Annotated in this window: 30 protein-coding genes; 16 read left to right on the top strand and 14 right to left on the bottom strand. The window is 64.0% G+C overall.

The features are described from left to right. The first annotated feature begins 147 nt into the window (after positions 1-147). Positions 148-915, top strand: a complete 768-nt coding sequence (locus tag KOE53_RS01795; RefSeq protein WP_188046537.1) for an SDR family oxidoreductase — start codon at positions 148-150, stop codon at positions 913-915. Positions 916-954: 39 nt separating this feature from the next. Here the strand turns inward: KOE53_RS01795 and KOE53_RS01790 are convergent, their stop codons facing one another. Continuing rightward, positions 955-1,572: a DNA-3-methyladenine glycosylase I gene (locus KOE53_RS01790; RefSeq protein ID WP_188057153.1), complete on the bottom strand. Its 618-nt coding sequence runs from the start codon at positions 1,570-1,572 to the stop codon at positions 955-957. A gap of 256 nt (positions 1,573-1,828) precedes the next feature. Beyond that, positions 1,829-2,629 carry a hydroxymethylpyrimidine/phosphomethylpyrimidine kinase gene (locus KOE53_RS01785; protein ID WP_188046535.1) on the bottom strand — a complete coding sequence of 267 codons (801 nt, stop codon included), beginning with the start codon at positions 2,627-2,629 and terminating at the stop codon, positions 1,829-1,831. Positions 2,630-2,706: 77 nt separating this feature from the next. On the opposite strand from KOE53_RS01785, the gene KOE53_RS01780 reads away from it, so the two are divergent. The 4 genes from KOE53_RS01780 to KOE53_RS01765 are packed head-to-tail and all read left to right on the top strand — an operon-like array spanning position 2,707 to position 7,243. Further along, complete coding sequence (locus tag KOE53_RS01780) at positions 2,707-4,362, top strand: class I SAM-dependent methyltransferase (RefSeq protein ID WP_188057152.1); 1,656 nt, start codon at positions 2,707-2,709, stop codon at positions 4,360-4,362. Positions 4,363-4,374: 12 nt separating this feature from the next. Beyond that, complete coding sequence (gene hisD, locus KOE53_RS01775; protein ID WP_188057151.1) at positions 4,375-5,691, top strand: histidinol dehydrogenase; 1,317 nt, start codon at positions 4,375-4,377, stop codon at positions 5,689-5,691. Between the two features lie 12 nt (positions 5,692-5,703). Beyond that, complete coding sequence (nrdR, locus tag KOE53_RS01770) at positions 5,704-6,189, top strand: transcriptional regulator NrdR (protein ID WP_188046532.1); 486 nt, start codon at positions 5,704-5,706, stop codon at positions 6,187-6,189. A 7-nt stretch (positions 6,190-6,196) separates the two neighbouring features. Continuing rightward, the gene (locus KOE53_RS01765) at positions 6,197-7,243 is read left to right on the top strand and encodes a quinone-dependent dihydroorotate dehydrogenase (protein WP_188057150.1); all 1,047 of its coding nucleotides are present in this window, start codon (positions 6,197-6,199) and stop codon (positions 7,241-7,243) included. 85 nt (positions 7,244-7,328) lie between these two features. On the opposite strand, the gene KOE53_RS01760 is transcribed toward KOE53_RS01765, so the two are convergent. After that, complete coding sequence (locus KOE53_RS01760) at positions 7,329-7,907, bottom strand: DUF3043 domain-containing protein (protein WP_188046530.1); 579 nt, start codon at positions 7,905-7,907, stop codon at positions 7,329-7,331. Positions 7,908-8,081: 174 nt separating this feature from the next. On the opposite strand from KOE53_RS01760, the gene erpA reads away from it, so the two are divergent. The 5 genes from erpA (at position 8,082) to KOE53_RS01735 (ending at position 11,998) form a co-directional block, all read left to right on the top strand. Continuing rightward, the gene (gene erpA, locus KOE53_RS01755) at positions 8,082-8,447 is read left to right on the top strand and encodes an iron-sulfur cluster insertion protein ErpA (protein ID WP_188046529.1); all 366 of its coding nucleotides are present in this window, start codon (positions 8,082-8,084) and stop codon (positions 8,445-8,447) included. Positions 8,448-8,600: 153 nt separating this feature from the next. Further along, positions 8,601-9,452 carry an aa3-type cytochrome oxidase subunit II gene (gene ctaC / locus KOE53_RS01750; protein ID WP_188046528.1) on the top strand — a complete coding sequence of 284 codons (852 nt, stop codon included), beginning with the start codon at positions 8,601-8,603 and terminating at the stop codon, positions 9,450-9,452. Positions 9,453-9,459: 7 nt separating this feature from the next. Continuing rightward, positions 9,460-11,109: an aa3-type cytochrome oxidase subunit I gene (ctaD, locus tag KOE53_RS01745; protein WP_188046527.1), complete on the top strand. Its 1,650-nt coding sequence runs from the start codon at positions 9,460-9,462 to the stop codon at positions 11,107-11,109. A gap of 18 nt (positions 11,110-11,127) precedes the next feature. Then, positions 11,128-11,550, top strand: a complete 423-nt coding sequence (locus KOE53_RS01740; protein ID WP_188046526.1) for a cytochrome c oxidase subunit 4 — start codon at positions 11,128-11,130, stop codon at positions 11,548-11,550. 4 nt (positions 11,551-11,554) lie between these two features. Beyond that, the gene (locus KOE53_RS01735; protein WP_188046525.1) at positions 11,555-11,998 is read left to right on the top strand and encodes a GNAT family N-acetyltransferase; all 444 of its coding nucleotides are present in this window, start codon (positions 11,555-11,557) and stop codon (positions 11,996-11,998) included. A gap of 252 nt (positions 11,999-12,250) precedes the next feature. Here KOE53_RS01735 and KOE53_RS01730 read toward each other — a convergent pair whose 3' ends face one another. From KOE53_RS01730 to ctaE, 5 genes are all read right to left on the bottom strand, one after another. Then, positions 12,251-12,739, bottom strand: a complete 489-nt coding sequence (locus KOE53_RS01730) for a GNAT family N-acetyltransferase (protein ID WP_188057149.1) — start codon at positions 12,737-12,739, stop codon at positions 12,251-12,253. 98 nt (positions 12,740-12,837) lie between these two features. Continuing rightward, on the bottom strand, positions 12,838-14,445 hold the full coding sequence (qcrB, locus tag KOE53_RS01725; protein ID WP_188046523.1) for a cytochrome bc1 complex cytochrome b subunit: 1,608 nt from the start codon (positions 14,443-14,445) through the stop codon (positions 12,838-12,840). Next, positions 14,442-15,515 (bottom strand): cytochrome bc1 complex Rieske iron-sulfur subunit, encoded by a 1,074-nt coding sequence (gene qcrA / locus KOE53_RS01720; RefSeq protein WP_188046522.1) that lies wholly within the window; start codon positions 15,513-15,515, stop codon positions 14,442-14,444. Before qcrA ends, qcrB begins: the two co-directional genes overlap by 4 nt. Positions 15,516-15,562: 47 nt before the next feature. After that, positions 15,563-16,363 carry a cytochrome bc1 complex diheme cytochrome c subunit gene (gene qcrC / locus KOE53_RS01715; protein WP_188046521.1) on the bottom strand — a complete coding sequence of 267 codons (801 nt, stop codon included), beginning with the start codon at positions 16,361-16,363 and terminating at the stop codon, positions 15,563-15,565. Between the two features lie 19 nt (positions 16,364-16,382). Then, a complete protein-coding gene (gene ctaE / locus KOE53_RS01710; RefSeq protein WP_188046520.1) occupies positions 16,383-16,997 on the bottom strand; it encodes an aa3-type cytochrome oxidase subunit III in 615 nt (204 codons plus the stop codon). 173 nt (positions 16,998-17,170) lie between these two features. Between ctaE and trpD the strand changes: the two genes are divergently transcribed. The 4 genes from trpD to KOE53_RS01690 all read left to right on the top strand — a co-directional run bounded on the left by trpD (position 17,171) and on the right by KOE53_RS01690 (position 19,644). Further along, positions 17,171-18,238, top strand: a complete 1,068-nt coding sequence (trpD, locus tag KOE53_RS01705) for an anthranilate phosphoribosyltransferase (protein ID WP_188057316.1) — start codon at positions 17,171-17,173, stop codon at positions 18,236-18,238. 89 nt (positions 18,239-18,327) lie between these two features. Next, the gene (locus tag KOE53_RS01700; protein WP_353055552.1) at positions 18,328-18,753 is read left to right on the top strand and encodes a YbaK/EbsC family protein; all 426 of its coding nucleotides are present in this window, start codon (positions 18,328-18,330) and stop codon (positions 18,751-18,753) included. 23 nt (positions 18,754-18,776) lie between these two features. Then, positions 18,777-19,214: an SRPBCC family protein gene (locus KOE53_RS01695; protein ID WP_188057147.1), complete on the top strand. Its 438-nt coding sequence runs from the start codon at positions 18,777-18,779 to the stop codon at positions 19,212-19,214. Positions 19,215-19,404: 190 nt separating this feature from the next. After that, a complete protein-coding gene (locus KOE53_RS01690; protein ID WP_251364044.1) occupies positions 19,405-19,644 on the top strand; it encodes a VOC family protein in 240 nt (79 codons plus the stop codon). A gap of 479 nt (positions 19,645-20,123) precedes the next feature. Here the strand turns inward: KOE53_RS01690 and KOE53_RS01685 are convergent, their stop codons facing one another. Further along, complete coding sequence (locus tag KOE53_RS01685; protein ID WP_215401646.1) at positions 20,124-20,474, bottom strand: ArsR/SmtB family transcription factor; 351 nt, start codon at positions 20,472-20,474, stop codon at positions 20,124-20,126. Between the two features lie 87 nt (positions 20,475-20,561). Here KOE53_RS01685 and KOE53_RS01680 point away from each other — a divergent pair, with 87 nt between their 5' ends. Continuing rightward, positions 20,562-21,875, top strand: coding sequence for an NAD(P)-binding domain-containing protein (locus KOE53_RS01680; RefSeq protein ID WP_370566916.1), 1,314 nt, complete (start codon positions 20,562-20,564; stop codon positions 21,873-21,875). Then, positions 21,863-22,981: a flavin-containing monooxygenase gene (locus tag KOE53_RS01675; protein WP_353055551.1), complete on the top strand. Its 1,119-nt coding sequence runs from the start codon at positions 21,863-21,865 to the stop codon at positions 22,979-22,981. Before KOE53_RS01680 ends, KOE53_RS01675 begins: the two co-directional genes overlap by 13 nt. Here KOE53_RS01675 and KOE53_RS01670 read toward each other — a convergent pair. From KOE53_RS01670 to trxB, 5 genes are read right to left on the bottom strand one after another with little or no spacing between them, the layout of a single operon-like run. After that, positions 22,935-23,342, bottom strand: coding sequence for an arsenate reductase ArsC (locus KOE53_RS01670; protein WP_188057143.1), 408 nt, complete (start codon positions 23,340-23,342; stop codon positions 22,935-22,937). The two genes, KOE53_RS01675 and KOE53_RS01670, sit on opposite strands and share 47 nt — an antisense overlap. A 15-nt stretch (positions 23,343-23,357) precedes the next feature. Then, positions 23,358-24,362 carry a metalloregulator ArsR/SmtB family transcription factor gene (locus KOE53_RS01665; RefSeq protein WP_251364043.1) on the bottom strand — a complete coding sequence of 335 codons (1,005 nt, stop codon included), beginning with the start codon at positions 24,360-24,362 and terminating at the stop codon, positions 23,358-23,360. Next, positions 24,359-25,411 carry an ACR3 family arsenite efflux transporter gene (gene arsB / locus KOE53_RS01660; RefSeq protein WP_188057313.1) on the bottom strand — a complete coding sequence of 351 codons (1,053 nt, stop codon included), beginning with the start codon at positions 25,409-25,411 and terminating at the stop codon, positions 24,359-24,361. Before arsB ends, KOE53_RS01665 begins: the two co-directional genes overlap by 4 nt. A gap of 44 nt (positions 25,412-25,455) precedes the next feature. Next, on the bottom strand, positions 25,456-25,779 hold the full coding sequence (trxA, locus tag KOE53_RS01655) for a thioredoxin (RefSeq protein WP_188046503.1): 324 nt from the start codon (positions 25,777-25,779) through the stop codon (positions 25,456-25,458). Next, entirely contained in the window at positions 25,776-26,753 is a 978-nt protein-coding gene (trxB, locus tag KOE53_RS01650; RefSeq protein WP_188057142.1) for a thioredoxin-disulfide reductase, read from the bottom strand. The genes trxA and trxB overlap by 4 nt, the downstream gene beginning before the upstream one ends. Between the last annotated feature and the right edge of the window lie 54 nt (positions 26,754-26,807).

Raw genomic sequence — 26,807 nt, 5'->3', positions numbered from 1 at the left:
TTGCTTGCAGAGTACAACGCTGACCCCGCTGGGGATAGTCCCCAATTGGATTGCGCGGGTTCAGGGATATGACCTCCAGTACGCTGGAATCATCGAATTACCCGCGCCTTCCGGCGCCGCCTCATTTTCGCCTCGAAGGAGACACTCGTGACTAACCCCCTCGCCCCGAACGCGCTTGCTGGCCGCCGTGCCCTGGTTACCGGCTCCTCGCGCGGAATTGGCGCCGACACGGTGCGCTACTTTGCCGAGGCCGGCGCGGACGTCGTGATCAACTACCGCAACAAGGCGGCACGTGCGGAGAAGCTTGCGACTGAGCTGAGCGCGCATGGCGGGCGCGTCCTCGTTGAGGCGGCAGACCTCACGAGCCCGGAGTCGGTTGCTGAGATGATGGCTGACATTCAAGAACAGCTGGGCGGTCTTGACGTTCTGGTGCTGAACGCCTCCGGCGGCATGGAAGGCGGCATGGCGGAGGACTACGCGCTCAAGCTGAACCGCGACGCGCAGCTGAACGTGCTCGACCAGGCACTGCCGCTGCTGAGCGAGGGCGCGCGAGTCGTGTTCGTCACGAGCCACCAGGCCCACTTCATCCGCACGACACCGACGATGCCGGAGTATGTGCCGGTCGCAGAGAGCAAGCGCGCCGGCGAAGACGCGCTCCGGGCGCGCATCCCTGAGCTGGCCGAGCGCGGCGTAGAGTTCGTCGTGGTGTCGGGCGACATGATCGAGGGAACGATTACGGCGACCCTGCTTGAGCGCCTGAACCCCGGCGCGATCTCCGACCGTAAGGAAGCCGCGGGCCGCCTGTACAACGTGTCAGAGTTCGCCGCAGAGGTCGCGCAAGCTGCCGTTGACGCTGTTCCGGCCGACAACACCCGGTACGTGGGCGACGTCTCGGGTTTCACCGCTACTGCCTAGGACACTTCGCTCGGGCGCGAACCCGCGCACTGGCCTCGGTCAGTGCGCGGGTTTCTGCTTTCTGCTGCCGTCAGGATTCCAGAGTCCCGAGCATCCACGGCGGTGACTCGCCAGGATATGCGTGTCGACGACACCCACTGCCTCCATGAGCGCGTGCGCGGTGGTGGGGCCGATGAACGTGAAGCCGTGCGCTTTGAGGTCCGCGGCGAGCGCCTCGGACTCCGCAGAGCGTGTCGGCACTTCCGAGGGGTGTTCGGGACGAGGAGTGGTCTTTGGCTGATGCGCCCAGATGAGGCTCGCGAGACCGCCCGACTCGCGGAGCGCGAGGACCGCCCGGGCGTTCGTTACGGTTGCCTGAATTTTCGCGACGTTCCTGACAATCGCCGCGTTGGCGAGCAGCCGCTCAATATCTTTCTCCCCGTAGGCGGCGACGCGGTCGGGATCGAAGTCGTGAAAGGCCGCCCGGAACGCCTCCCGCTTGCGCAGGATCGTGAGCCACGAGAGCCCCGCCTGGAACGCCTCGAGCGAGACCCGTTCAAAGAGCCCCTGCTCGTCGGTCACGGGCATGCCCCACTCGGTGTCGTAGTAACGCGTGAGCAGGGGGTCGCCGTTCGCCCAGTCGGTCCTGATCGGCTCTGGGATCGTTGGGGGTGCCATGGCTGCTCCGTTCGGTTCGTCCTCTCGAGGCTATCCGGGGACGAACGGGACCGCGTCCCTGCGTGGCGAATTGTGGATAAGTGTCGTCCGGCAGCCCCGGTGAACGGAGGGGTGAGGCTCCGATCCCCGAAAGGCGGGCGGCACGCGCGCGGCCCTGGTCGATCGGCGGGTCAGGGTCGGCAGGATCCTGACACAGACCGGGCGGGCGCCGCGGGAAATTCCCCACGGCGCCCGCCCGGTGCAAGATACAGCTCGACTAGTCGCCCTGCCACACCGCGTCAAACGGCGCGTTCGAGGCCACGCGGAGCGTGATCGCCTCGGTCACGAATGCTTTCGCGGTGCGCGCCGCCTCCAGCGTGGTTGCGCCCTTGGCAATCTCGGCTGCGATGGCCGCGGCCAGCGAGCAACCGGCGCCGCTCACGGCGACCTCGCCGACCTTGGGCGCGCGCAGGACCTCGAGGCTCACGCCGTCGAAGTAGACGTCGACGGCCTCGGGGCCGGCGATCCGGACGCCACCCTTGGCGATGACCGTGACGCCGTAGCGCTCGTGGATGCGCTTCGCGGCCTCGATCAGGTCGTCCTCGGTGTCGATCGCGTCCATTCCCGAGAGCGACAGCGACTCAAAGTGATTCGGGGTCACGACGGTCGCGAGGGGAAGGATCTCGGCCTTCAGTGCGTTGTCGGTGTCCAGCGCCGCCCCCGGCTCCTGGCCCTTGCAGATCAGCACGGGGTCGAGCACGACGTTCGTGAACGGACGAGCCGACAGCGCCTTCGCGACCGTCGTGATTGTCGCCGGCGTGCCCAGCATTCCGATCTTGACGGTGTCGAGCGCCTCGGGCCCGTAGGCGCCGGTGATCGCGTCGAGCTGGTCATCGATGACATTCGCGTCGACCGGAACGAATCGGTGCGACCAGTTGTTGGATGGGTTGAACGAGACGATGCACGTGAGTGCGGCGATCCCGTAGACGCCGCGTGCTTGGAAGGTCTTGAGGTCCGCCTGCGCGCCGGCGCCGCCGGTGGCTTCCGAGCCTGCAATCGTGAGTGCGAGTTTTGGCATGAGGACATTCTCGCGCAGCAGGGCGCGCCGCACCAATTCAGGTGGGCGCCGCGCTCCCAGGGTTCTACGCTTATGGGATGGATCCTGTGTTGCTTGACCAGCTGCGAACCGACCTTTCACGTGCCGAGTACACCGAGGCCACGGTGCGCACCCTGCTTGGCGAGGCCGCTGATGCTGCACGGCTGCGTGGTGTGCGCGCGCCTGCCAGGATCGCGCTGCACGGTTTTGCAGCCCGTGCCGAGGCGGGAAATCAGCCTTTGGGCGAGTCGAATGCTGCGGGTTTGGCCTCGACCGGTGCCGCGCTGCGCACGCTGGTGCAGCTTTTCCTGGTCGGCGACCCGGTCACTGAGACGGCGTTCTCATTGGCGTTCCCCACGCTCGGTGCGGTAGGCGCGACGGCACTGGGTCTCGTCACCTCTGATGACGTCGGATTACGTGCCGCACTCGCGCTCTCACCATTTCACGCCATCGGGCCCGGGCTTCCAGAAGAAGGAACTGACTGGTGGCTGCTCTCTGATCTCGACGACCACATTCGGCGCGGCCCCGCTCGGACCGACCATGTCATGGGGGTGGGCGGGGCGACTCGATCCCTGCTCGGCTTCGCGGCGCCGGGCACGGTGGACTCGGCGCTCGACCTGGGGACCGGGTGCGGGGTGATTGCCCTGCACCTTGCGGCCCGTGCGCGTCGAGTAGTGGCCATCGACATCTCGGCGCGTGCGCTCGAGTTCGCGCAGGCGAACGCGAGGATCAACGCGGTGAGCGGCATTGATTTCCGCCGCGGCGACCTCTTCGCGCCGGTTGCTGGGGAGCGCTTCGACCTCATTCTCAGCAACCCGCCCTTCGTCATCACCCCGCGCGACGGTTCCGTGCCTGACTACGAGTATCGCGACGGCGGACGATCTGGCGACGATCTCATTGCACAGGTGTTGCAGGCGGCGCCCGACCACCTCGAGCCGGGTGGCACGCTGCAGTGCCTCGGGAACTGGGAGGTGCGTTGGGGTGCCGATGGGCTTGCGCGGGTGCTCTCTTGGATCGAAGAGGCGCCGGGATCGCGTCCCGTGGACGCGGCCTGGGTCATTGAACGAGACCGTCAACGGCCGGAGGGCTACGCCGAGCTCTGGGCCCGCGACGGGGGCGCACGCCCCGGCACCGAGGCGTTTGACGGCCTCGTGGCGGCATGGCTGGCGGACTTTGCCGCACGCCGCGTGGTGGCGATCGGACTCGGCCTGATTGGGTTCCGGCGCGGACTTCCGGGCGATCCTCAGCCGGCCCCGCGCCGTGCGGAGCGAGCCGACGGGGCGATTGGCGGCCAAGACCGCCTCGGCGATCGCTGGTCATCGGTGTTCGCCACGAACTGCGCCGTCGACCCGGTCGACTCGGTCGCGTTTGGGGAACTCGTGCTCGAGCGGGATGCGTCCGTGCGCGAGGAGCGCGTGTACGAGCCTGGCGCAGAACACCCGATGTCGATTGTGCTGGCGAGTGACGAGGGCATCGCGCGGCGCGTTCACGCTGATACCGTGCTGGCCGCCGCGGTCGGCGCGTGCGATGGGGGCCTGACGGTCGACGAGATCGGCACCGCGCTGACGGGACTCCTGGATGCCGATCCGATCGCCCTGCGCGATGCCTTGCATGCGGGCCTCCGTGAGCTCATCTGGTACGGCATGCTCGTTCCGGCGTCGGCGGCGTCAGGGGGAACCCCCGACGCGCATGATTCCGCAGTCCCGTCGAACTAGAATAGGAAGGTCATGATGCGAACGATTGATCTCCGAGGCACGGATCCGGATCCGGCCGAACTTTTGCGACTCGTCCCTCGCGCTGCGATCGATATCGAGTCAGCGGTCGATACCGTTCGCCCGCTGATCGCCGATGTTGCGGCGCGTGGTGAAGCGGCCCTGCGCGAGCAGGCCAAGAACTTTGACGGCGTCGAGGGTCACGCGTTGCGCGTGCCCGCGGCCGACATCGAGCGTGCACTCCTCGAGTGCGATCCTGCGGTGCGGGACGCCCTCGAGCAGCTGATTGCCCGACTGCGCCGCGCCTCAGCCGCTCAGGTCCCCGCGACCCAGGTGACGACCTTTGGCGATGGAGCGACCATCACCCAGCGCTGGCAGCCCGTGGGACGCGTCGGGCTGTACGTGCCCGGCGGCAAGGCCGTGTACCCCTCGAGCGTGGTGATGAACGCGGTCTCGGCGCAGGTCGCGGGGGTCGCAAGCCTCGCCATTGCCTCGCCGGCCCAGCGCGAAAGCGGGGGAGTCCACCCGACGATCCTCGCGGCTGCGGGGCTACTCGGAGTCACGGAGGTCTACGCCATCGGGGGCGCAGGCGCGATCGCAGCCTTCGCCCATGGCGTGCCCGAGATCGGCCTCGTGCCGGTCGACGTGGTGACTGGCCCCGGCAATATCTTCGTTGCTGCGGCAAAGCGGGTGGTCAACGGGCTCGTCGGGATCGACGCCGAGGCGGGGACGACCGAGATCCTGGTGATCGCCGATGAGCAGGCGAACGCGGGATTTGTCGCTGCCGATTTGATCAGTCAGGCTGAGCACGACGAGGCAGCCGCATCGGTGCTCGTGACCGATTCCGAGGCGCTGGCGGCAGAGGTGCTGAGCGAGATCGCGCTACGCGCCCCGCGGACGATGCACGCCGATCGGGTGCGCGAGGCCCTGAGCGGCCCGCAGTCGGCGGTCATCCTGGTCGACTCGATGTCCCAGGCCGCGCAATTGAGCGACGCCTACGGCCCCGAACACCTCGAGCTCCACAGTTCCGATGATGCAGCGTTGCTCGCCCAGATCACCAACGCCGGCGCGATATTTGTCGGGTCATACACGCCGGTGAGCCTGGGCGACTACCTCGCAGGATCCAACCACGTGCTGCCCACCGGCGGCACGGCGCGATTCGCGTCCGGCCTCGGGGCGCACACCTTCCTGCGTCCGCAACAGATCATCTCGTACGACCGCGCCGCGCTGAGCGAGGTGCACGAGCCGCTGCTCGCGCTCGCCCGCGCCGAAGGCTTGCCCGCGCACGGCGAAGCGGTCAGCGCCCGTTTCGCGCCCGTCGCAGACCGCTAGGAGCTTCACGCTATGCACTGTCCTTTCTGCCGTCACCCCGACTCTCGGGTGATCGACTCGCGCACTTCCGACGACGGTCAGTCGATTCGACGCCGCCGACAGTGCCCCGAGTGCGGTCGTCGATTTAGCACGACCGAGACCGCGAGCCTCACGGTCATTAAGCGCAGCGGCGTCGTTGAGCCGTTCAGTCGAGAGAAGGTGATGAGCGGCGTGCGCAAGGCCTGCCAGGGACGCCCCGTGACCGACTCGAACCTCGCGCTGCTCGCACAGCAGGTCGAAGAGTCGATCCGGCTGTCGGGAGCCTCGCAGTGCGACGCGAACGACATCGGGCTCGCCATCCTGCCGCCGTTGCGCGAACTTGATGAGATCGCCTACCTGCGCTTCGCGAGCGTCTATCAGGCGTTCGAATCGCTGTCCGATTTTGAGGACGCCATCGCAGACCTGCGCAGCGCCCACGGCGCCGCCGCCGATATCGCCACCAACGCAGACGGAGAGTGAGCTGCGCATGCGCGTATATCCCATCGTGTTTCAGACCGTGTTTCGCCGGATGGATCCTGAACGTGCGCATCATCTCGCGTTCGCGTTCATCAAAGCGGCTCCCAAGCTCGGCCTCGGCGGCCTCGTGCATCGCTTCTGCGCGCCGGATCGGTCGCTGCGCGTCCACGCGCTCGGCCAGGTCTTTCCGAGCCCGTTCGGCCTCGCAGCAGGGTTTGACAAGAACGCGGACGGCATCATCGGACTCGGTGATATTGGCTTCGGGCACGTCGAGGTCGGTACGCTCACGGCTCACGCACAGGACGGAAATCCGGCCCCGCGGCTGTTCCGGCTGGTAGAGGATCGCGCTGTCATCAACCGGATGGGCTTCAACAACGGCGGATCAGCCACCGCAGCGCCCCGTATTGAGCGTGCACGGCTTGTGCGCCGTCGGCCAATTATCGGCGTGAACATCGGCAAGAGCCGCGTGACCTCCGTCGAGGACGCCGTGGGGGACTACGTGACGAGCGCCGGCAGGCTTGCGCCGATCGCGGACTACCTGGCGGTGAACGTGAGCTCACCCAACACGCCCGGGCTGCGTGGACTCCAGGACGAGGCGCTGCTTTCGCCGCTGCTCTCCGCCGTTCGCGCGGCCATCGGCGACACGCCGCTGCTCGTCAAGATTGCCCCCGACCTCGACGACGAACAGATCGACGGCATCGTCGATCTCGTGGTGGAACTGGGTCTCGACGGAATCATCGCGACGAACACGACGATCGCGCGCGAAGGTCTGCACGCATCCGCCGCTGAGATCGAACGCATCGGCGCCGGGGGCCTGTCTGGCCAGCCGCTCGCTGACCGCTCACTCGCCGTGCTGCGACGTATTCGATCGCGTGCGCCCCAGAGTCTCTGCGTCATCGCCGTGGGTGGCGTGACAACGCCAGAGGACGTCCGTGATCGTCTCGAGGCCGGCGCGACACTGGTGCAGGGCTACACCGCATTCCTGTACGAGGGGCCCCTGTGGGCGCGGGCTATCAACCGTGGCCTCGTGCGCCTCGGCTGGCGCGGCGACGCATAGCTCTTCGGCAGGATCCTGCCCCGAGTGCAGAGAAGGCCCCAATCCAATCGGATCGGGGCCTTCTCTGCTTCCTGCGGAGTCTGTCTTACGCGGGGAACTTCCCGCGCTTGACCATCGGCTTCGGCATGCGCAGTACGCGCATCTGCATTCCGCGCATTGCCGCGTACCAGCGGTAGCCTGGCTGCAGATTCTCTTCGCCAAACTTCTTGCTCAGGCGCTTCTTCAGCTGCATTCCGAGGAACACCGCATCGAGCACGGCAACGATGAGGAAGCCCCAGATCACGAACACGCTCATGAGCTGAACGGTGCGATCGGGAATGAAGGTGAGGACGAGCACGATACCCATCATCGGGATCAGGAACTCGCCGAGCGTCGTGCGTGCGTCGACGAAGTCGCGCACGTAGCGCCGCTGCGGACCCTTGTCCCTGGGCGTGAGGTATCGCTCGTCGCCCTGCATCATGCCGACGCGTGCGCGTTCGCGCTCGGTGCGCTGGCGATCGCGCTGCGCCTTCGTGGCGGCCTTGTCGCCGCGCCCGGCGACGAGGGGGCGCTGATTCGCTGCCTCTGCCTCTTTGCGGCTCGGCGTGGGGCGTCCCTTGCCAGCGGCCGGGTCGATTTCCTCGGGCCGGTCATTCTCCGGTGCTGAGCTGGTGTTGCGCGCCAAACCAAGTCCTTTGCGTCGAGATTTCGCGCCGCGAGTTCGGCGCAACGTCCAGGGTACCGCGTCCCGTGCCCGGAATCTGCGAGGGGCGCGTAAGATTAATGGGAAGTGTGCGAACCGTGGAATTGTTCCAGCTGGACGAAATCTCCATCGCGCACGGGAATGAGGGGAGTGCAGATGAGCACCGACACGATCGAGAGCGATCAGACTCAAGCCGAGCACAATGTCTCGCTGAGCGATGCCGCGAAGAGCAAGGTGCGCAGCCTGCTCGACCAGGAGGGGCGCGACGATCTCCGCCTGCGAATCGCCGTGCAGCCGGGTGGCTGCTCAGGCCTGATTTACCAACTCTTCTTTGATGAGCGCTACCTCGAGAACGACGCGGTCGTGGAGTTCGACGACGTCGAGGTCATCGTAGACAACATGAGCGTCCCCTATCTCAGCGGCGCCACCATTGACTTCGAAGACACGATTGAGAAGCAGGGCTTCACAATCGACAACCCCAACGCTGCGGGCAGCTGTGCCTGCGGCGACAGCTTTAGTTAATCTTTGTCCTGCGTTGATTCGACGGCACACCGGACAGTGTCCGGCGGGCTGTCGGGTTCGCGCTAAGCTATCAGGGAGTCATCAGCTTTGTTCTTGATGGCATTTCTCAAGAAGATACGTTTCGAAAGGTATGCGGTGCGTTCCAATCGTCGAATGAAATGGGTCGCGGCACCTGTAGCGCTCTCAGCAGCGCTCGTGCTCGCGGGCTGCACCCCCGAACAGCAGCGGGGATTCCTCCCCGGCTCTGAGGGTGTGACGAACCTAACTGATGGCATCACCGGCCTCTGGGTTACGTCATGGATCGTGCTGCTCCTGGTGGGTGTGATCACCTGGAGCCTGATCATCTGGGCAACAATCGCCTACCGGCGGCGCAAGGGCCAGACCGGACTCCCGGTCCAGCTGCGCTACAACATGCCGATCGAGACCTTCTTTACGGTCGTCCCCGTCATCCTGGTGTTGGGCTTCTTTGCCTTCACCGTGCAGGAGCAGGTGAAGATCGAGGCGCGTAACCCCGCTCCGGAGAACGTCGTCGAGGTATTCGGCAAGCGTTGGGCCTGGGACTTCAACTACGTGAACGACGATGTGTTCTTCTCGGGTGTTCAGGTCCAGACTGACGAGGCGGGTTCGGCTGAGGCCGACACCATGCCCGTCCTTTACCTCCCCGTAGACAAGACCACCGAGATCCGTCTTGAGTCGCGCGATGTCATTCACTCCTTCTGGGTGGTGGAGTTCCTCTACAAGAAGGACATGGTTCCCGGTAAGACGAACTACATGTCGTTCACGCCGACGAAGACCGGCACCTACATGGGTAAGTGTGCCGAGCTGTGTGGCGAGTACCACTCGATGATGCTCTTCGAAGTCAAGGTTGTTGAGCAGGACGAGTACGACGCCTATATCAAGAGCCTCCGCGATGCAGGCAACGAAGGTCAGATGGGCGCGGACTTGAACCCCAACCAGAACCTGACCGGCGCCATTGTGTCGGAGACTGAAAGCCACGAGGGATAGTAGAGAAATGAAGAAGGGTAACGTTCTCGTTTCGTGGATCACCTCCACGGACCACAAGGTGATCGGATACATGTATCTGATCAGCTCGTTCATCTACTTCCTGATCGGTGGCCTCATGGCCCTGATCATCCGGGCGCAGCTGTTTGCCCCGGGTCTTGAGGTCGTTGCAACGAAGGAACAGTACAACCAGCTGTTCACCATGCACGGCACCATCATGCTGCTGATGTTTGCGACGCCGCTGTTTGCGGGCTTCGCGAACGTGATCATGCCGCTGCAGATTGGTGCTCCCGACGTCGCCTTCCCGCGACTGAACGCGTTCGCCTACTGGCTCTACAGCTTCGGTTCGCTGATTGCGATCGGCGGCTTCCTCACCCCGCAGGGCGCGGCCTCCTTCGGTTGGTTCGCCTACACCCCGCTGTCCGGAGCGACGTTCTCGCCCGGTGTGGGCGGCAACCTCTGGGTGCTCGGCCTCGGCCTGGGCGGTTTCGGTACGATCCTCGGTGGCGTGAACTTCATCACCACCATCATTACGATGCGCGCCCCGGGCATGACCATGTGGCGTATGTCGGTGTTCACCTGGAACACCCTGGTCACCTCGATCCTCGTCATTCTCGTGTTCCCCGTGCTCGCCGCAGCGTTCTTCGCTCTGGCTGCGGACCGAATCTTCGGTGCCCATAACTACGGCATTGAAACCGGTGGACCAATCCTGTGGCAACACTTGTTCTGGTTCTTCGGACACCCCGAGGTCTACATCATCGCGCTGCCGTTCTTCGGCATTGTGTCCGAGATTTTCCCAGTGTTCAGCCGCAAGCCGATCTTCGGCTACAAGACGCTGATCTACGCAACGATCTCGATTGCTGCGCTGTCGATGACGGTGTGGGCACACCACATGTACGTCACCGGATCCGTCCTGTTGCCCTTCTTCTCGCTGATGACGATGCTGATCGCGGTTCCGACCGGCGTGAAGATCTTCAACTGGCTGGGAACGATGTGGCGCGGCTCGCTCACGTTCGAAACCCCGATGCTCTGGTCGATCGGATTCCTGGTCACCTTCGTATTCGGCGGCTTGACCGGTGTCATCCTGGCTTCGCCGGTGCTTGACTTCCACATCTCCGACACGTACTTCGTGGTGGCGCACTTCCACTACGTGGTGTTCGGCACGGTCGTGTTCGCAATGTTCGCCGGCTTCTACTTCTGGTGGCCGAAGTGGACGGGCAAGATGCTCAACGAGCGCCTCGGCACGATTCACTTCTGGCTGCTGTTTGTCGGCTTCCACACCACGTTCCTCGTGCAGCACTGGCTCGGCGTCATTGCGATGCCTCGCCGCTACTACACGTACCTCCCCGAGGACAACGTGACCTGGATGAACCAGCTCTCGACCGTCGGTGCGATGATTCTCGGCGCTTCGATGATCCCGTTCCTGCTGAATGTGTACTTGACGCACCGCAACGGAACGAAGGTCACGGTCAACGACCCGTGGGGCTTTGGCCGCTCGCTCGAATGGGCAACGTCTTGCCCGCCGCCTCGTCACAACTTCACCTCGATCCCGCGCATTCGCACGGAATCGCCGGCGTTCGACCTCAACCACCCCGAGGTCAGTGGCATCAAGCAGGTCGGTCACGAAGAGAGCGAGCACACGCTCGCCGGTCAGAAGTAAGGCAACGGAGATCGAGTCATGAAGTCTAATATCGGTATCCTTCTGATCCTCACCGCGTACTTCGTCCTCATCGGAGCGGTGTACACGGTCTGGAGCATCCTCGCCACCGGCCACACCGAGTGGGCAGGCAGCACGGCGATCTTCCTCTCTGGCGCACTGACCGCCTTCATCGCGGGCTACCTCATGCTCGGTCAGAAGAAGGAGAAGTGGGACCTCGTTGAGGACCGTGTTGACTCCGACATCGACGACGGGGACCCTGAGCTCGGTGAGTTCAGCCCCTGGAGCTGGTGGCCGATTTCGCTGGCATTCGCTGCAGCACTGGTGTTCCTCGGCATTGCCATCGGGTTCCAGTTCTGGCTTGCCTTCCTGGCCCTCCCGCTCGTGATCGTGTCGGTTGTCGGCTGGATCTACGAGTACTACCGCGGACACTTCGCCCGCTAGGCATATGGGAATCTCAATTCGACGCGGCCAGCTCGAAGACGCCAAGGCGCTCTTCGAGCTGGCTCGCCAGTATCACTCGGGGCGCGAGCCGATCGGGCGCGATGAGTTTGTCGTCGCGCTCGACAACGTGCTGCGCCACCGTGATCAAGAGACGAACGTGCTGTTTGTCGCCGTTGATGGTGAGGAGGTCGTAGGCTACTCGCTTCTGACCGTCTCACGTCTCTTGCACGCGTCAGGCCTCGCCGGTCACCTGCAGGAGATCGTGGTCAACGAGGCCGCTCGAGGGCACGGGATCGGCGATCGGCTGATTCAGGCGAACGAGCATTACTGCATGGGTCGCGGGGTGCGTCAGCTGTCGGCGTCCACCGCCCGCATGGGCTCGTTCTACAACCACCGAGGCTTTGCCCCGGTGGGAGAGCACTACCGCAAGGTCCTCGACCTCGGCTAGTACGCAAGATCTCTACGAAGGCCCCGGCTCGCGCCCACTGCGCGGATCGGGGCCTTCGTGTTTCCTCCCGCAATCACTCCGACCTCTCCCGTTGCAGCTTGCGGCAGTGTGTCGTCGTAGACCCTGACAGAGCCAGCCTGACGAGCAGCACGGGGGAGTGATTGAGCTCGGAACCCGGCCCACTCCGCGGCGCGCGCCAATTCGAATGCGGCGGAACGGCGATCGGGCCGGTGTGAGTGGTGGTGCCTCGAGCTACTCGGCGAGAGAGGCACTCCCGGGCTTTGGATCCTTGCTCAGGTGCAGGATCGGGTAGGGGCGTCCGTCTCCGTCGACTTCGCTGCGGCCGGAGCGCACGAAGCCCTGCCCGAGATAGAAGTTGAGCGCGCCGAGGTTCTGCTCGTTCACGTCGACCCGGGTCACGCCATACTGACTCGTGGCTTCGGAGAGGAGAGCCGTTCCGACGCCTGAGCCTCTCGCCACGGCAGCGACGAAGAGCATTTCGAGGGTGCCCGGCGATATCCCGGCGAACCCCTGCGGCGCCCCGCCGCGCTCCAAGACGATGAGCGTCACGGCTGGCAGGTAGGTCGGGACGAGGTCGGCGTCGATGCGCGCGAAGTCGGCGTCGTCGAGGAAGTCGTGCGTCGCACGAACGGAGCTTCGCCAAATCTCTCGGAGTGCGGGGAACTCCGATGGGCCGCGGCACGGACGAATCGTTGAGGTCTGGTCTTGTCTGACGGGCATAGATTCATTCTCGCAGCGCGAGGCAAGACGTAAAAACGGATCGGGCCTCGCAGGAAGTATTTCCTGCGAGGCCCGATCCGTTGACGCGGGGGAGCGGACTAGTGTCCGTGGCCCTCCTGCTCGATTTCCTTCGGCGTAACCGGAGCGATCCGATCTTCGAAGAACCAGCGGCTCATGCCTGCGCGGAGTCGCTTCGAGAAGGGGATGCGGCCGTCCTGGTTCGGGCGGAGCATCAGCGGTGCGTAATCGTTGTAGCTCACGAGACGCCAGTTCTCGTACTCGTCGAGCTTCTTGTGCACCTCAACGAACTCGCCACCGGGGAGGCGAACGATCCGACCCGACTCGTAGCCGTGCAGAGCGATCGAACGATCCTTCTTCTGCAGGCCGAGGCAGATGCGCTTCGTGATCAAGTACGCGATGATCGGGCCGAAGATCAGCAGGAACTGCAGACCGTGGATCACGCCTTCCATCGAGAGCTGGAAGTGGGTCGCCATGAGGTCCGAGCTTGCGCCGGCCCACATTACTGCGTAGAACGTCACGCCTGCAGCGCCGATCGCGGTGCGGGTGGGAGCGTTGCGCGGGCGATCGAGCAGGTGGTGCTCGCGCTTGTCTCCCGTGACCCACGCCTCAATGAAGGGGTAGGCGGCGACGACGACCAGGAAGAGACCGATGATGATCAGCGGGATCAGCATGTTCCACGACCAGGTGTAGCCGAACCACTCGGTCTCGAGCCCCGGCGGAATCAGGCGGAGCATGCCATCGGCGAAGCCGATGTACCAGTCAGGCTGAGTGCCGGCCGAGACCGGTGAGGGGTCGTACGGTCCGTATGCCCAGATCGCGTTGATGCTCACGAACGAGGCGATCAGCATGATCACACCGAAGACGATGAAGAAGAACCCACCCGCCTTCGCAGCGTAGACCGGAAGGACCGGGAAACCGACAACGTTCTGCTGCGTCTTTCCGGGGCCAGGGTACTGCGTGTGCTTGTGGATGACCACGAACACAAGGTGCAGCGCCACGAACAGGATCACCATGGCGGGCAGCAGCATGATGTGCAGCATGTATAGGCGACCGACGATGTCAGTGCCCGGGAACTCGCCGCCGAAGAAGAGGAACGAGAGCCAGGTGCCGACGACCGGCATCGACTTGATGATGCCGTCGATGATTCGGAGGCCGTTGCCCGAGAGCACGTCATCAGGAAGTGAGTAGCCGGTGAAGCCTTCAGCCATCGCGAGGACGAAGAGGACGAATCCGATGACCCAGTTCAGCTCGCGGGGCTTGCGGAATGCGCCGGTGAAGAAGATCCGGAGCATGTGCAGGCCGATGGAGGCGACGAAGAGCAGCGCAGCCCAGTGGTGGACCTGACGCATGAGCAGGCCGCCACGCACCGAGAACGAAATATCGAGCGTCGACGCCATGGCGCCGGACATCACGATGCCCTTCATCGGGACGTACGGACCGTTGTAGACCGTCTCGATCATGGTCGCCTGGAAGAACAGCGTCAGGAAGGTGCCCGAAAGCAGGATCACGACGAAGCTGTACAGTGCGACCTCGCCGAGGAGGAAGGACCAGTGGTCGGGGAAGACCTTGCGGCCGAACTCCTTGACAGCTACGCCGATCTTGGTGCGCTCGTCAATGTAGTTTGCGGCTGCCGAGGTGAAGCGGGAAGTGCCGCTTGCCTGGGTGGTGGTGGTATCGGTGCTCACTTGAGACGCTCCCAGTAGCTCGGGCCGACGGGTTCGTGGAAATCGCTCTGCGCGACGAGGTAGCCCTCGTCATCCACCGTGATGGGCAGCTGCGGCAGCGGACGCTTGGCGGGGCCGAAAACGACCTTCGCGCCGTCCGACACGTCGAACTGCGACTGGTGGCACGGGCACAGCAGGTGGTGCGTGTGCTGCTCGTAGAGCGCTACCGGGCAGCCGACGTGGGTGCAGACCTTGGAGTACGCGACGATGCCGTTGTAGGACCAGCTCTTCTTGTCCTCGGGCTCGTTGAGATCCTCGGGATCCAGACGCATCAGGAGAACGATGGCTTTCGCCTTCTCGTCGAGGATGTGGCCACCCTCGTTCAGGTTCTCCGGGATGACGTGAAACACCGAGCCGATGGTGACGTCCGCCGCCTTGATGGCGATACCGGAGGGGTCGCGGGCAAGGCGTACACCCTTGTCCCACATCGTGTGCTTGAGGACCTCGACCGGATCGATGTCCTGCGGGGCAAGGCCGCGCAGGAGAACGACGCCCGGAATGGGGAACGCCAGGAGCGCACCGATGAGGCTGTTGCGCACGAGCGAGCGACGGCTGAAGCCGGACTCTTCGTTCGCAAGCGTGAAGACCTCAGCGGCCTCCGCGCGGACCTCGGGGGAGCTCGGCACGGGGTGACGCTCGTCGACGGACTCGTGGTCCGCCATCACGGCCTTACCCCAGTGCACCGCGCCGACGCCGAGGGCGAGCAGCGCGAGGGTCATGCCGGTACCGACCAGCATGGTGTGCAGGCGAATCGCCTCAAGCTCACCGGTCTCAATCGGGATGAACATGTACGCCAGAACGGCGGCCAAGCTACCCACGATCGAGACGTAGAACAGCGTGTAGACAACGCGCTCGGCGCTCTTGTCTTTCTTCGGATCGAGGTCCGTTACACGCTTACGGTGCGGGGGCAGCCCCGGGTTGACTGCGGCATCGGGGGAGATGACCGCGGTACCAACCGCGCTGTCACTCCCACCGTGGCGCTGAGCGGCGACAACGGCGCCTTCGCTACCGTTTTTCGCTTCCTCTGCCATGTTTCTCCTTGGTTACTGACTCTGTCGTCGTGCGTACGTGATCGGCGCTAGTTGGACTTCGCGGTCACCCAAACGGTGAACGCGATGATGATGCCCATACCGATGACCCAGATAAAGAGACCCTCAGAGACGGGGCCAAGAGATCCAAGAGTGAGGCCGCCGACGGACGGCTTCTGCTCGATGTACTGGAGGTACGTGATGATGTCGGACTTGTCCTGCGGCGTGAGGTTCGCGTCGTTGAACACCGGCATGTTCTGCGGGCCGGTGACCATGGCCTCGTAGACGTGCGTCGGAGCAACGCCCTGCAGCGACGGAGCAAATTTGCCCTGCGTCAGTGCGCCACCGGCAGCAGCAACGTTGTGGCACATCGCGCAGTTGATGCGGAACAGTTCGCCACCGGCAGCGGCATTGCCGTCTCCCTGCAGGTACTGGGTTTCGGGAAGGCCGGGTCCGGGAGCCAGCGAGGCGACGTACGCTGCGAGCTGCAGCGTCTGGTCCTCGGTGAACTGCTTCGGCTTGACCATGCCCTGCGGGCCCTGGAAGGCGAGCGGCATGCGGCCGGTGCCCACCTGGAAGTGCACCGATGCGGCGCCAGCACCAATCAGCGAGGGGCCCTCTTCGGTGCCCGCTGCGCCCATGCCGTGGCAGGTAGCGCAGTTTGCAGCGAAGAGCTTCTGGCCCTCGTCGATCGTCGACTGTGCGTTGAGGTCGATCTCAGCCGTAGCTGACGTCTGGCTGAAGCCTGCATATGCAGCTCCGGTGACCAGGAGGCCGACCGCGACGAGCGCGACGGTTGCGAGAGGATGCCGGCGACCCGACTTCCGGAGGTTCTTCTTGGCGCGAGCCATGATGTCGATACTCCTGACGCTACTTGATCATGTAGATGACGATGAACAGGCCGATCCACACGATGTCGACGAAGTGCCAGTAGTAGGACACGACGACGGCGCTGGTGGCCTCCTTGTGAGTGAAGTTCTTGACCGCGTACAGGCGACCGATCACCAAGAGGAAGGCGATCAGACCCAGCGACACGTGAATGCCGTGGAAGCCGGTGGTCATGTAGAACGCGGAGCCGTAGGCGTCGGAGTTCAGCGTGATGCCCTCCGACACGAAGGTTGCGTACTCCCACGCCTGGCCGGCGACGAAGATCGCACCCAGCACGAAGGTGAGGTAGAACCACTCGACGGTTCCCCAGTTGCGCATGCCACGACCCGTGGCATGCGGCTGGTTCCGCTCGGCAGCGAACACGCCTGCCTGGCAGGCGAATGACGACGAGACCAGGATGAGCGTGTTGATCAGCGCAAACGTGAAGTTGTGCTTCTCAGTCTGGACTGCCCAGAGCTCAGGCGCCATGGCCCGCAGTGTGAAGTAAATGGCGAACAGGCCGGCGAAGAACATGACTTCGCTACCCAGCCAAACGATCGTGCCGACAGCGACGATGTTGGGCCGCTTGACCGAAGGCACGGCTGACTTGGTATTCATAGTGGTCGTTGACACCCTTCCATTATGGCTGAAAGTTCGGTGTGTGTTTCGCACCCGAGCGCGGCGTGGCCGAACTTCATCCCTGAGAACCTCACCAGACTACCGTGCTTCGCGACTTTGGGCGTCCGCCTCGCGCCCCGGCGTGGTGCGGAAGGCTCGATATGATGGCGATTATGATTTCGGAACTGACTTGGCCTGTTGTGCTCACCACCTTGCTTGAGGGTGCAGACCTGAGTGTGGCGCAGGCGGAGTGGGCGATGTCTGAGATCATGACGGGCCAGGCATCCGGCGCCCAGATCGGTGGGTTCCTCACCGCGCTGAATGCAAAGGGAGTGACGGTCAACGAGATCGTCGGATTCCGCGATGCCATTCTCGAGGAGGCCGAGCCGATCGGCCTGGATCCGGTGGCGCTCGATATTGTCGGGACCGGTGGCGACCGGTTTGGCACGGTGAACATCTCAACGATGGCTTCGATTATCGCGGCAGCGGCGGGCGCACCGGTCGTGAAGCACGGCAATCGTGCCGCAAGCTCACAGTCTGGTTCGTCGGATGTCTTGACGGCGCTGGGGATCGACTTGGGTCTGGACGCGGCGTCTCTGCTGCAGGTCTACCGCGAGACCGGCATCGCGTTTGTGCACGCCGCGCGGTTCCTGCCCGGCTTCCGGCACGCAGGGCCGGCGCGCGCTGAGTTGGGCATCCCGACCGTGTTCAACTTCCTCGGCCCGCTTTGCAATCCCGTCCGGCCCGAAGCGTCGGCGGTGGGCGTGGCTGATGCAGAGCGTGCTCCATTGATCGCCGGCGTGTTTCAGCTTCGCGGCGCGGCGGCCCTCGTGTTCCGGGGCGACGACGGCCTCGATGAACTCACGACGACGGGTCACTCGCACATTTGGGAGGTCAGTCGCGGCGCGATGACTGAGCATGATCTTGACCCGCGCGACCTGGGGTTGAAGCGAGCCAAGATGCAAGACCTCCTGGGAGGAACGCCCGAAGAGAACGCTGCGGTGGTGCACCGCGTGTTCGCGGGGGAGCTCGGCCCCGTGCGCGACATTGTCCTGCTGAATGCCGCCGCAGGTCTCGTGGCCTTCGATCTTGTGGCTGATCCCGCGTCCGCTGAGCGCGGGATCCTTGAGCGCCTGCAGGAGAAGCTCAGCGTAGCCGCTGACGCGATTGACTCGGGGAAGGCTGCTGCGAAGCTTGCGCTCTGGTCCACGTCGACTCAGCGCGCCGCCGCCGCGCACTAGCCATGGCGAAGGCGCGGCAGAAGTCACCCACAACTCCGGCGACCCGCGCCCTCGACCAGCTCGGGTACCCGTATACAGTTCACACCTTTGTGCACGATCCTCGGGTCCGCAACTACGGTGACGAAGCGATCGCCGCTCTCGGCGTGCCCGCGCAGCGACTGTTTAAGACGCTGATCGTGCAGGTCGATGGACGACAGGCCGTTGCGATCCTGCCGGTGCCGCGCAGGATGCAGCCGCGAAAGGTTGCGCTCGCACTCGGGGCGAAGCAGGCGGAGCTTGCGGACCCGGTCGTTGCTGAGCGTCGGACTGGGTATGTACTGGGCGGGATGAGTCCCTTCGGGCAGCGTTCGAAGTTGCCGATGGTGGTCGACGCCTCGGTACTCGACGCTGAGACGGTGTTTGTCTCGGGCGGCCGACGAGGAGTCGACATCGAGCTTCGAAGTGCTGATCTGGTGTCAGGCTGTTCCGCCGTCGTCGCCGCAATTACGATGGGGGACACGGACGATCCTGTCTGAGTGGTGGGGGAGTGGAGGACCTCGTGAGGTTGACTTTCAGTGCATCTCGCACACTGCCGGCGTCCGCCGAGCGCGTGTGGCAACTGCTCACCGAGCCGGAGCAGTTTGCGGTCTGGTTCGGCACTGACCAGGTCGCGGTTCCGCTTGATGAGCTCGAGATGGACGTTCGCCCCGGTGGGAAGATGCGAGCGACGATGCGACTTCCGGGTGGCGGTGAGATCCGGTGGCGGGGAGTGTACGTGGAGGTGCGTGCGCCGGAGTTTCTCTCCATGGGGCTCAGTGACCAACCGGACGACGACCTGGGCGTGCCCATCGAGTTCTCGTTGGACACGGTTGTTGGAGGCACTCGCCTCACGATCGTGCAGGATCGTGGCGGGTTTTCGGACGAGCAGGTCGAGCGGACGATCGCCGGGTACGGCTCATTCCTCGAAACAATGGACCGAATGCTCGCCAGCGGCTGATCCTCTCGTGCTTGCGACCGGGCCGAAGTAGTCTGGGTCTCCATCGAGTGGCAGGAGGCGCATCGTGGGCGTAGCGGGAATTGGCGGCATTTTCTTCCGGAGTGCGGATCCTGAGGCTCGGACTGCTTGGTATCGCACACATCTGGGAATTGACGCGGGTCATGGCGGGATCTGGCAGCAGGAGGCGGGGATGACTGTGTTCGCACCGTTCCCTAACAACTCTGACTACTTCGCGCCCGATCAAGCATTCATGCTCAATCTCCGCGTGACTGGCCTGGAAGAGATGGCGGCGCGACTTGAGGGTTCGGGCATTCCCGTTGAGCGCCGCGAGGAATGGAACACTGCCGAATACGGCAATTTTGCGCGCATTCATGACCCGGAAGGCCTGCCGATTGAGCTGTGGGAGCCGCCGACTGCCGCTCCTGCCTAGGGGAGATGGGTGAGCCTGCGGAGGGTTGGTCGGCGGGGCAACCGGCTCAGTGAGTTCGCTAGTTATAAAAGCTATAAAGGCTCGCCGCAGAGCCGGGGGTCGCGACAGCGCAAGGTCTTCGCGTGCAGTGGGTCCTCTTGCGTGACAGTTGGATTCGACCAAGCGGCACTTCCGCGTATGTGAACGAGTGGCCTCGGTTGCACAATGTCAGCGCCGGTTGCTGGGTCGGGAAGCGGCGCGAAAGTCTCAAACTGACATAATATAGATTATCAGCGTAATGAGGTTGCGGGTGTGTTGAAGGCAAGAGCTCGGGTTCTGCGTGCGATTCCGCAATCACGCAAGCACTTGTAGTGCTCTCGGAACACCTTCACGTGGGCCGTCACGATGGCGACGACAGGCCGTTGCAACTTCAGCTCAAGAGATCAATTCGACCTGAGGCCAGTCGGTTTCGTTCACGAGGTGAAGCTATGGGCCAGTCGCTAACCGACGAGTGCTCTCGTCGCCTGCACGAGTACCGACTCGACTGGCCGAAAATACGCCCACCGACCTCGCTGTTCGCGCGTCACCAGTCCTGCCTCCACGAGTTGTTTCATGTGGTGAGAAACCGTTGGCTGCGAGAGGCCCACTGGTTCCGTGAGATCGCAGACGCACATCTCCCCCATGGCGCTCGCGGAGATCAATGAAAGTAGCTTCACGCGTGTTGGGTCGCCGAGCGCCTTGAATACCTTTGCGAGCTGGTGTGCGGTTGCATCGTCGACAACCCGGTCGAACTGGGGTGCGCAGTAGCTCGCATTCGCGGCGTCTGTGGTAGCGGTGCTCGTGAGGCTCATGGCTTCCATTCTGCACCCTATATTGACAGTTGTCGATACGACGGGCAGAATTGGCACATTGATAAACGTCGATAGATGGAGATTGGGATGCACCCAGTAGTCGTGATCGGTGCCGGACCGCAGGGACTGGCCGCCGCCGCACACCTTCTCGAGCGCGGGATCGAGCCGCTCGTATTTGAGGCAGGGAGCGGGCCCGCCTTCGCGGTGTCGGAGTGGGCCCATGTGCGTCTCTTCTCGCCGTGGCCCGAGCTCATTGATGCTGCCAGCCAGCGCCTCTTGGCTCGGTCTGGTTGGAAAGCCCCGACCGAGGGCTACCCGACGGGCGCGCAGTGGATCTCCGAGTACCTGGCGCCGCTCGCTGCAGCGCTGGGTGATCGCGTGCACTATGGCGCGCGCGTGGTGGGTATTAGCCGGAAGGGACGCGATCGTTCGGTAGATGCCGGCCGTGCGGATCAGCCGTTCACCGTTCACCTTGAGCATGCCGACGGAACGGGTGAGCGACTCGAGGCAGGCTCAGTTATCGACGCCTCCGGGACGTGGGGCACGCCAAGCCCCGCAGGTGCGGACGGCCTGTCGTCGCGCGGTGAGCGGCAGGCCGCTGCACGAGGCATGCTCAGCTATCAGATCCCGACGATGGAGCGTGTTCGGGCCCTTGCGGGGCGCCATGTCGTTGTCGTGGGAAATGGCGCATCGGCAAAGACGGCGATCACCCAGCTCGCCCGTGTGGTGAAGCAGGAGCCGTCCACACGCGTGAGCTGGGTGCTTCGGCGCGGTGTCGTCGGTAACACCTTTGGCGGAGGGGCAGCGGACGAACTCCCCGAACGCGGTGCGCTTGGCGAGCTTGCGCAACAAGCGGTCACCGCCGGTCAGGTGACGCTCGTCACCGGATTCCGCACCGAATCGGTGCTCGTCGACGATGCGCGAGCCACTCTCGTAGCCGAGGATGGCAGAACGCTTGACCCTGCAGACCAGGTCGTCGTCCTCACCGGTTTCCGTCCGGATCTCTCCTTCCTGTCCGAAGTTCGACTCGGACTTGACCTTCGGCTCGAGGCACCCGCGAAGGTTGCCGAAGAAGTGGACCCCAACTTGCACTCCTGCGGCTCGGTTCGCGCGACCGGAGCTGCCGACCTCGCGCACCCGGAGGCGGGACTGTTCATCGTCGGAGCAAAATCCTACGGACGCGCACCGACGTTCCTGGCGCTGACCGGGTTTGAGCAAGTACGCAGTGTCGCGGCGGAGCTCGCCGGCGACCATGAAGCGGCGCGGCGCGTCGACCTTGTCCTCCCCGACACCGGTGTGTGTGGCGGCGCAGGCGTGTTTGATGCCCCGGAGAACACGAGCACGGCGGATTCCTGTTGCGCCCCCTCTCCCGCCGTGCTGACGAACGCGTGCAGCAATTGAGTCGGGGGCGCCTGCTCATCGTCGGCGGCGGCCAGTCCGGACTCAGCGCTGCCCGCGTCGGTCGTGAACAGGGTTGGGAGCCAGTTGTCCTCGAGGCCGGCGCTTCGCCGGTCGGATCATGGCCGGCTTACTATGACGGGCTCACGTTGTTCTCGCCCGCCCAATACAGCGGGTTTCCCGGGTTCCCCTTTCCCGGCGATTCCACTCGCTATCCCCGTCGGGACGAGGTTGTTCAGTTCCTCAAGGATTACGCGTCTTGGCTCGATGTCGACATCCGAACCAGTTCCCGTGTCGCCACAGTCTCGGCGGATACCGATGGGTTCACCGTCACGCTGACGGATGGCAGCACGATCGCTGGAGACGCACTCGTCGCGGCCAGCGGCTCCTTCTCGAACCCGTCCATTCCGACTCTTCCCGGAAGCGAGTTGTTCGAAGGCAGCTTGTTGCATGTTTCCGAGTACCGGGTGCCAGAGGCCTTTGCAGGTCAGCGCGTCATTGTCGTAGGCGCGGGCAACTCGGCTGTACAGGTCGGCCATGAACTCACGCAACATGCTCGAGTCACTGTCGCGACACGAGACAAGTTCCGGTTTCTCCCGCAGGTCATCGCTGGTCGGGACCTACATTTCTGGCTGCTCGGACTCCGGTTTGACCTGTTGCCGAAGGCCCTGCTGAAACGAGTGCTGCGCGGCACACCTGTCATTGATCGGGGAACGTACCGTGCCGCATTGGACTCGAACGAGCTCAGCCATCGCGCGATGTTTACCGCGTTCACTCCTGACGGGGTGATCTGGGCGGACGGCAGCCGCGAGCAGGTGGACACGGTGATCTTTGCCACTGGTTATCGGCCGCACCTCCCCTATCTGCAGCAGATGGGCGCTCTCGATGACATTGGCCGCCCGCGCGAACGCCATGGCATTTCAACCACTCATCCCCGCTTGGCGTATCTCGGTCTCGAACTGCAGCGATCATTCTCCTCGAACACGATTCGAGGGGTGCACCGCGATGCGGAGTATGTGGTGAGCGCGCTGGGCCGGGGAACGCATCGGCCCAGCGGTCTAGTCATTCAGGAAGCAATGAGGCTATCAGTGCTTCGATCCTCGTCTTGATCTCGTCGCGGATCGGGCGTACGGATTCGATCCCCTGGCCCGCAGGATCCTCGAGTACCCAGTCCTCGTACCGTTTCCCGGGGAAGAAGGGGCAGGCGTCCCCGCAACCCATCGTGATGACGACGTCTGAAGCTTGCACTGCCTCGGTCGTCAGCACCTTGGGCTGCTCGGTCGTGATGTCGATGCCTTCCTCGAGCATCGCTTCAACCGCGGTGGGGTTGATGTGTTCGGCGGGCATTGACCCGGCGGAGCGAACCTCAATGGCATCGCCGGCGAGGTGCCGGAGATACCCGGCGGCCATCTGGGAGCGACCAGCATTGTGGACGCAGACGAACAGGACGGACGGTTGGGAAGTAGTCATAATGGGGCTCTCTTGTTAGTCGATGGCCAGAGTGGTGAGAAGGTGCTTCACGCGGGCGGCGATGTCGTCGCGGATCGCTTCGGCGCCGTCACGTGAGGCGAGCGCGGGATCTCCCACGACCCAGTCTTCGTAGCGCACGCCCGGAATGACCGGACACACGTCGCCACATCCCATCGTGATCACGACGTCCGCCGCGCGGACCGCATCATCGGTGAGTGGCTTTGGAAATGCTTCATCCGCGGGATTGCCACTATCGATCTCGGCGAGGAGCGAACGAACGTGCGGGTGCACGTCGGCCGCCGGCGCGGATCCTGCCGAGCGTGCGACGACTCTCCCCTTCGCGTACTGATTGACGAGGGCGGCCGCGAGCTGCGACCGACCCGCATTCGCGACACACACAAACAGCACCTGCGGCACGGAGGATGCAGGGTCTCGAGCCAGGTCCGCCAGGCGCTGCCGCGCGAACCGTTCGGTCAATGGGATCATGTGCTGCGTGAGTTTGGCCGAGCGGACAAGTCCGGCGTACGACTCGCGGACGATCGCGACAACGAGATCGCGGCCAAGCCCAGTGAGCTCGTTTGCGAGCTCGGCGGCGAGACGAGTCACTCGAGCGTCCATCGTGCGGAGCGCCTCTGCCCGGACGGCAGGATCCTCCTCATCGACCTGCGGCGCATCCGGCGTAAACGAATCGAGCAGCGACGTCACCGCGCTCTTTCGCGCCGGCGTGATCCGGTACCACACCCAGGTTCCGCGCCGCTCGGACAGCAGCAGTCCGGCGTCTCTGAGTGTTTTCAAGTGGTGGGAGACGGTCGGTTGAGATACGTCGGTGAGCTCGGCCAGGTCGCAGACACACGACTCGCCGCGAGGGTCAGTCGCGATGGCCGAGAGCATCCTCAAGCGCAACGGGTCAGCGATCGCCTTCAGTGTCCCGGCAACAGCGGTTGCCGCGGTGAGGCCCATCGCATGCTCGACCGCTGGCGCGCACACTTCTTCAACGGTTTCAGCGAACGGTGTCGTCATGATGTCCTCGATTCAGTGGCGTACGGATCGGTGTGGAACCACGCACGCGCTGCCCAGAGTGAAACGTAGACAAGTCCCACCAAGATCGGTACCTCAATCAGCGGCCCCACAACACCGGCGAGAGCTTGTCCACTTGCCGCGCCGAAGGTACCGATGGCGACCGCGATCGCCAGCTCAAAGTTGTTGCCGGCGGCGGTGAAGGCAAGTGCCGTAGAACGGGCATAGCCGAGTCCGAGGCCTTTCCCAAGGAGGAGACCGGCGAACCACATCAGAGCGAAGTAGACCAGCAACGGAAGCGCGATCCGTGCGACGTCGAGAGGGTTCGCAACGATTGCGTTTCCCTGCAAGGCGAACAGCAGCACGATCGTGAAGAGCAGTCCGTAGAGTGCCCAGGGGCCGATCTTCGGGAGGAAGGTGCCCTCATACCAGTCGCGGCCCTTACGCTTCTCGCCGATCCAGCGGGAGGCGAAACCCGCGACAAGTGGCACACCAAGGAATACCAGCACGTTGAGCGCGATCTGCCAGACCGACACTTCGAGGCCTTGAGTGTCGAGTCCGAGCCAGCCGGGAAGCACCGTGAGATAGAACCAGCCGAGCAGCGCGAACGCGAATACCTGGAACACCGAGTTGATCGCGATCAGCACCGCTGTCGCCTCACGGTCGCCGCAGGCGAGGTCGTTCCAGATGACGACCATCGCGATGCAGCGAGCGAGCCCCACGATGATGAGACCGGTACGGTACTCGGGGAGATCTGGCAGGAACAGCCAGGCGAGCGCGAACATCACTGCAGGGCCGGCCACCCAGTTCAGCAGCAATGACGAGATAAGCAGGCGCTTGTCTCCCGTTACGGCCGCGACCTTGTCATATCGGACCTTTGCCAGGACCGGGTACATCATGACGAGCAGGCCGAGCCCGATCGGTATCGAGATACCACCGACCTCAAGACTTGCGAGGATCCCGGAGAGCGCAGGCACGAAGCGGCCCAGCAGGATCCCTGAGACCATCGCGAGGCCGATCCAGAGGGGCAGCCATTTGTCGAGCGTGGACATCCGCTTCGGGGCGAACCGAACCGGGGAGGATTTCAGTGCCGTGTTCACGAAAGCAGCTCCTCGATCTTGGCGGCGTAAACCGGCTTGGGATGCGCGCCAATCAGCACGTCGACCCGCTCCCCAGCGCGATAGAAACCGAGTGTCGGAATCGAGCTCACGCCAGCCGCTGTTACTGTCGCGGGGTTCGTGTCGGCGTCGACCTTCACGATCTTGATTCGGCCGGCGTATTCCTCGGCCAGCTGATCCAGGATTGGGGCGATCGCTTTGCAGGGCCCGCACCATGCGGCCCAAATGTCTACGATGACGGGCAGCGCAGACTCGAGCACCTCCCTTCTGAATGTGGCATCGGTGACGTGGATGATGCTCATGCGGAGGCCTCCAAGATCAATGACGCGGCACGGTCGGCCGTCGTGAGGTTTGAGAGATAGTGCTGCGCATCTTGCGCTGCGGCGCAACCGGTGCCCGCCGCGGTAATCGCCTGCCGGTAGGTGTGGTCTACCAAGTCACCCGCAGCGAACACGCCGGGCAGGTTGGTGCGAGTTGAGGGGTGGGCGACAAGGACGTAACCATCCGGATCAATGTCGACTTGCTCGGCTACAAGCTCAGAGCGGGGGTCGTGGCCAATTGCCACGAATAGGCCAGTGACTTCGAGCGTCCGATCTGCACCGGTAACAGTGTCGCGTAGCTTCAGGCCGGTGACTGATTCCTCACCGATGATGGCGGCAACTTCGCTATTCCAGGCGACGTCAATCTTGGGTTCTGCGAGCACTCGCTCGGCCATGATCTTCGAGGCACGGAACTCGTCGCGCCGGTGCACGAGCGTGACCTTCGCGGCGAAGCGCGTCAAGAACAGTGCCTCTTCCATCGCCGAGTCGCCACCGCCGATGACTGCGACGTGCTTGTCACGGAAGAAGAAGCCATCGCAGGTTGCGCACCAGGAAACGCCATGACCCGACAGTCGATCCTCATTGGGGAGCCCGAGCTTTCGATAGGCCGAGCCCATTGCGAGGACGACCGCAGGAGCTTGAAACACGTCCCCGCCGCCGGTGCGAATCGTCTTCACCGGCTCGTTGAGTTCAAGGCTCGTAGCGTCGTCGTAGAAGATTCGTGCGCCGAAGCGCTCGGCCTGCGCGCGCATCGATTCCATGAGGTCCGGTCCTTGCACGCCGTCGACGAAACCGGGGAAGTTCTCCACCTCCGTGGTCGTCATCAACGCACCGCCGGCGGTCACTGATCCAGCGAGAACGACCGGAGCGAGTCCTGCACGGGCGGCATACACCGCAGCGGTGTAGCCGGCAGGTCCGGACCCAACGATGACGAGTTCAACATTTTGTATCGACATGTGTCTATATTGACAATCATCGATGCAGATTGCAAATGAACAGTTCGCGACGCC

It is taken from the genome of Leucobacter sp. CX87, assembly GCF_018682295.1.
Lineage (GTDB): Bacteria > Actinomycetota > Actinomycetes > Actinomycetales > Microbacteriaceae > Cx-87.
Note: the sequence above shows the minus strand (reverse complement) of the source record. Positions and strands in the feature narration are given on the sequence as shown.

What these genes read in the sequence shown, in the direction of transcription:
- KOE53_RS01790 (WP_188057153.1), bottom strand. Translation starts at nt 1,572, where the DNA reads ATGGCACCCCCAACGATCCCAGAGCCGATCAGGACCGACTGGGCGAAC.
- KOE53_RS01785 (WP_188046535.1), bottom strand. Translation starts at nt 2,629, where the DNA reads ATGCCAAAACTCGCACTCACGATTGCAGGCTCGGAAGCCACCGGCGGC.
- KOE53_RS01780 (WP_188057152.1), top strand. Translation starts at nt 2,707, where the DNA reads ATGGATCCTGTGTTGCTTGACCAGCTGCGAACCGACCTTTCACGTGCC.
- hisD (WP_188057151.1), top strand. Translation starts at nt 4,375, where the DNA reads ATGATGCGAACGATTGATCTCCGAGGCACGGATCCGGATCCGGCCGAA.
- nrdR (WP_188046532.1), top strand. Translation starts at nt 5,704, where the DNA reads ATGCACTGTCCTTTCTGCCGTCACCCCGACTCTCGGGTGATCGACTCG.
- KOE53_RS01765 (WP_188057150.1), top strand. Translation starts at nt 6,197, where the DNA reads ATGCGCGTATATCCCATCGTGTTTCAGACCGTGTTTCGCCGGATGGAT.
- erpA (WP_188046529.1), top strand. Translation starts at nt 8,082, where the DNA reads ATGAGCACCGACACGATCGAGAGCGATCAGACTCAAGCCGAGCACAAT.
- ctaC (WP_188046528.1), top strand. Translation starts at nt 8,601, where the DNA reads ATGAAATGGGTCGCGGCACCTGTAGCGCTCTCAGCAGCGCTCGTGCTC.
- ctaD (WP_188046527.1), top strand. Translation starts at nt 9,460, where the DNA reads ATGAAGAAGGGTAACGTTCTCGTTTCGTGGATCACCTCCACGGACCAC.
- KOE53_RS01740 (WP_188046526.1), top strand. Translation starts at nt 11,128, where the DNA reads ATGAAGTCTAATATCGGTATCCTTCTGATCCTCACCGCGTACTTCGTC.
- KOE53_RS01735 (WP_188046525.1), top strand. Translation starts at nt 11,555, where the DNA reads ATGGGAATCTCAATTCGACGCGGCCAGCTCGAAGACGCCAAGGCGCTC.
- KOE53_RS01730 (WP_188057149.1), bottom strand. Translation starts at nt 12,739, where the DNA reads ATGCCCGTCAGACAAGACCAGACCTCAACGATTCGTCCGTGCCGCGGC.
- qcrA (WP_188046522.1), bottom strand. Translation starts at nt 15,515, where the DNA reads ATGGCAGAGGAAGCGAAAAACGGTAGCGAAGGCGCCGTTGTCGCCGCT.
- qcrC (WP_188046521.1), bottom strand. Translation starts at nt 16,363, where the DNA reads ATGGCTCGCGCCAAGAAGAACCTCCGGAAGTCGGGTCGCCGGCATCCT.
- ctaE (WP_188046520.1), bottom strand. Translation starts at nt 16,997, where the DNA reads ATGAATACCAAGTCAGCCGTGCCTTCGGTCAAGCGGCCCAACATCGTC.
- trpD (WP_188057316.1), top strand. Translation starts at nt 17,171, where the DNA reads ATGATTTCGGAACTGACTTGGCCTGTTGTGCTCACCACCTTGCTTGAG.
- KOE53_RS01690 (WP_251364044.1), top strand. Translation starts at nt 19,405, where the DNA reads ATGACTGTGTTCGCACCGTTCCCTAACAACTCTGACTACTTCGCGCCC.
- KOE53_RS01685 (WP_215401646.1), bottom strand. Translation starts at nt 20,474, where the DNA reads ATGAGCCTCACGAGCACCGCTACCACAGACGCCGCGAATGCGAGCTAC.
- KOE53_RS01680 (WP_370566916.1), top strand. Translation starts at nt 20,562, where the DNA reads ATGCACCCAGTAGTCGTGATCGGTGCCGGACCGCAGGGACTGGCCGCC.
- KOE53_RS01670 (WP_188057143.1), bottom strand. Translation starts at nt 23,342, where the DNA reads ATGACTACTTCCCAACCGTCCGTCCTGTTCGTCTGCGTCCACAATGCT.
- KOE53_RS01665 (WP_251364043.1), bottom strand. Translation starts at nt 24,362, where the DNA reads ATGACGACACCGTTCGCTGAAACCGTTGAAGAAGTGTGCGCGCCAGCG.
- arsB (WP_188057313.1), bottom strand. Translation starts at nt 25,411, where the DNA reads ATGTCCACGCTCGACAAATGGCTGCCCCTCTGGATCGGCCTCGCGATG.
- trxA (WP_188046503.1), bottom strand. Translation starts at nt 25,779, where the DNA reads ATGAGCATCATCCACGTCACCGATGCCACATTCAGAAGGGAGGTGCTC.
- trxB (WP_188057142.1), bottom strand. Translation starts at nt 26,753, where the DNA reads ATGTCGATACAAAATGTTGAACTCGTCATCGTTGGGTCCGGACCTGCC.